Source organism: Natrinema soli, assembly GCF_028618695.1.
In genome coordinates this window covers 1-3423 of record NZ_JAQIVI010000719.1, presented here as the reverse complement: position 1 = coordinate 3423, position 3423 = coordinate 1, and the positions used below count along the sequence as shown (strand labels likewise).

General features: G+C 60.4%; 4 protein-coding genes. 1 reads left to right on the top strand and 3 read right to left on the bottom strand.

Annotated features, from left to right (window positions below; all coding sequences use genetic code 11):
• Window positions 1–244: DUF359 domain-containing protein (locus PGX04_RS30940; RefSeq protein WP_273741989.1), on the top strand; the 244-nt coding region annotated here is incomplete at its 5' end.
• A gap of 107 nt (window positions 245–351) precedes the next feature.
• Here the strand turns inward: PGX04_RS30940 and PGX04_RS30935 are convergent.
• The 3 genes from PGX04_RS30935 to PGX04_RS30925 form a co-directional block, all read right to left on the bottom strand.
• The gene (locus PGX04_RS30935) at window positions 352–957 is read right to left on the bottom strand and encodes a DUF6230 family protein (protein WP_273741988.1); all 606 of its coding nucleotides are present in this window, start codon (window positions 955–957) and stop codon (window positions 352–354) included.
• A gap of 363 nt (window positions 958–1320) precedes the next feature.
• Window positions 1321–2430 (bottom strand): hypothetical protein, encoded by a 1110-nt coding sequence (locus PGX04_RS30930; protein ID WP_273741987.1) that lies wholly within the window; start codon window positions 2428–2430, stop codon window positions 1321–1323.
• A gap of 153 nt (window positions 2431–2583) precedes the next feature.
• Window positions 2584–3423: fumarylacetoacetate hydrolase family protein (locus tag PGX04_RS30925; protein WP_273741986.1), on the bottom strand; the 840-nt coding region annotated here is incomplete at its 5' end.

Sequence of the window (3423 nt, the reverse complement as noted above, 5' to 3'; positions counted from 1 at the left end):
ACGCGCGCTCTCGACGGACGAACCCACGACGATCCTGGTCGACGGCGAGGAGGACCTCGTCGCGCTGCCGGCGATCGTCGCCGCGCCCGAGGGCGCGAGCGTCGTCTACGGCCAGCCCGACGAGGGGATGGTCCACGTGAACGTCACCGACGACCACCGAACGGAGATGCGCGACCTGCTCGAGCGATTCGAGGGCGACACCGAGCGCTTCTGGAAACTGCTCGGATCAGACACTGATACGTAAATCGTCGCAACAGACGGTATCAGCCGCGTAACGACAGTCTCATCCCGACGAGTCGACGGGCCGGGTTTCGATGCCACCGACGCAAACGAAGTATCGATTCGGATACGTTATCCGTCGGAGCTGTTCCCCGCCAGACAATCGTTTTCTCGCGTTTCGAGTCCCTCGTCGTCGGGGTTCCGTATCGTGTCGACGGTGAGGTCGTCGAGCGAGAGTTTGGTGATGAACTGGCGATCGGTATGGATCGTCCCGTCCTCGATGGTGATACTCGAGGCCGAGATTCGCATCTGGTCCTGGGAGCCTTCGGTGTCGTATTCGGTGACCTGGTCCTCGTCGAACGAGAGATCGCCCTCGAGATGAGTGAACTTCTGGCTGAGACCCTGGAACTCGACGTCATCGGATTGTATCGACACTCTGACCGTCTCACCAGTGACGGGCATCTCGACGTCTTTGAACAGGTGCAGTCCCTCGATCGTCCCGTTGTCGATCTGGGCGACGTTAACAGAGTACTGTCCGCACGTTTCGGTGCTTCCCATCGTCGACCGTTGTTCGAACCCTTCTCCGTGTAGTTCGTCGAACGTAATTGCGAACGTTCCGACGCCGGCGGTCGGAACTGCGGCGCCGACACCGGCCGTTATCATGCCAGTCAAGACACAGACCAGCACGACGTTCGTGACGAGAAAGCTGACGAGAAAGCGTTTGCGATCGATTGGCACGAGTGTCCCGTATTCCATCGAACGTATAGTTATAAATTTGCGTGCGTATCCGAGGCTCTATAAACCGGATCGGATATGTTCCACTCCTCTCTCGTAACAACTGAAACGAGTTTCACGCTGATCGCACAGCAGTCGTGCGATCAGGTGCGTGTTGACTTCCAGTGGCGACGATAGAACGAGTACCGCCGACAGAACTGGCGCATCGGCCGTGATCACTGTGCGAATCGGTCCGACTGGAACGAATCGTGATCCAATCGGGAGTTGGAGACGGTGAGCGATATCCGGACGGTGCCGACCGCGCCGTGTTTCGGCCAGGAGTTCCGACCGGCTAGCGGAACGATCGGTCGCAGACCCCGTCGGTCGCTAGCCGATAATGGAATCGGTCGTGGCGGAGATGGCATCTGTCGTTCCGTCCGTGATACCACCGATTATGTCCGTCGTCCCATCCACGGTATCGTCGACTACGTCGGTGGTCCCGTCTACGGTCTCGTCGACCGCGTCCGTCGTGTTGTCTACGGGTTCGTCGAGCGCCGTGTCATCCACGGTATCGTCGACTGCATCCGTCGTATTATTCGTGGTATCGTCGACCGCATCCGTCGTGGTGTCTACGGTCCCGTCAACTGCATCGGTCGTGTTATTCGTTGTATCGTCAATCGCGTCCGCCGTATTGTTCGTGGTATCGTTGACCGTATCCGTCGTATTATCCACAGTATCATCGACCGCATCCGTCGTCTCATCCGTGGAATTGTCGACCGGATCCGTCATATCGTCTTCAGTGTCGTCGACCGGATCCGTCACGATATCGTCCCCGGTATCGTTGTCCGAATCTGTCGTATTGTCCCCGGTGTCGTCGTCCGGATCCGTCGTATTGTCTTCAGTGTCGTCGGTTTCGTTTGCCGCGGGATCCGTTTCGTCGATACCGTAGTCTTCGATACCGAACAGGTTTTTGATGGTTTTGATCGCGTTGATCGAATCAGGGAGTTGCTTCAGGAGATCCAGTACCGCCTCCGGCGAGAGAACGACGGTCATCGAGTCAGCCTCACCCTGCTCGAACTCGACGTCAGTCCACGGGCCGATAAGTTTGGTGTCCTCGAACCCGACATCGTTGAGCTGGAGTTCGATACTCTCCCTGTCATGATCCGATCCGCTAAAACAGATCGTGCTCGCGGCGATCAATCCGGATTCGATTCCGAACGTGTCTTGCCCGTCGGACGGGCCGGTACTGGTTGCGGAGACGTCTCCCGACTTCGTCTGAAGATTCGTTGCCTCCTGCTTGTAGGCATTCATCGAGATATTTTCGAGTGTCGGCGACGGGAGACACGCCAGGGAGTCGAGGGGGTTTCCGTCCGCCAGTTGTGCGGCTTCGTTCGACGACGAACTCGGACCCGATGCGCCGGAGTAGGCCACGGCCGGCGGGCTCGCAATGACCGCGATGACGAGGAACGCGGCCACGAAGGTGCTGCGGTCGATCATTGGTACTGACTGTCGTATCTATCGCAATGTCATCACCTGTAATAGACATTGACTGGCGTATGCCGGGCTCTTTATAACGGTTCGTCACCGGAACCTGCCAGCCACACCGCCTCGCACGTCGGCGAATCGGGCCTCGTCGATACCTCGCACCCGTCACTCAACGACGGTGTGCTCGAGCGTGCCGATCCCCTCGATCTCGAGCGCCACCGTATCGCCGTCCTCGAGCCAGTTCCCCAGTTCCAGCCCGCATCCTTCGCCGACGGTGCCGCTGCCGATGACGTCGCCCGGATACAGCGTCTCGGACTGGGAGACGTGTTCGACGATCTCCGCGAAGGAGTGGTACATCTCGTCGACGGTGCCCTCCGACCAGACCTCGCCGTCGATTCGAGCGGTCATCGGGGCCTCGAGCACGTCGATGTCCTTGCGCGGGACGAAATAGGGACCGAGCCCGTTCGCGAAGTCCTTGCCCTTCGCGGGGCCCAACCGGCCCTCCATCTCTCGGCCCTGGATATCGCGGGCGCTGAAATCGTTGAAGACGGTGTAGCCGGCGATATGTGCCTCGGCTTCCGCCACCGGGATGTCCCGGCCCCGCTTCCCGATCACGGCCGCGATCTCGAGTTCGTAGTCCATAATGTCGGAGTAGTCGGGCCAGCGGATGGTTTCGCCGGGCACGACGACGCTGTCGGCGTTGCCCTTGTAGTAGACCGGCAGGTCGTACCAGACGTCTGCGATCTCGCCGTCCATGCTGTTCTGGACGTGCTCTTCGATCGCCATGCAGTCGCGCAGCGAGTTCGGCCGGGGAAGCGGTGCGAGCAGGTCGTACTCGCCGGGTTCGTACCGGATCTTCGCACCGCCGGGACCGCGCTCGGCGTCCGTCTCTGCCGCGTACTCGAGGGCCTCGCGGGCGTCTTCGATCGCCCGGTCGCCGCGCTCGAGAAAGGCGATCATCTCCGGCGGAACGTGTGCCCGCGCGAGGTCAGCCGGAGCGGGTTC

Excerpts from the sequence above, each read along its gene's own strand:
- PGX04_RS30930 (WP_273741987.1), bottom strand. The coding sequence starts at position 2,430 with ATGATCGACCGCAGCACCTTCGTGGCCGCGTTCCTCGTCATCGCGGTC.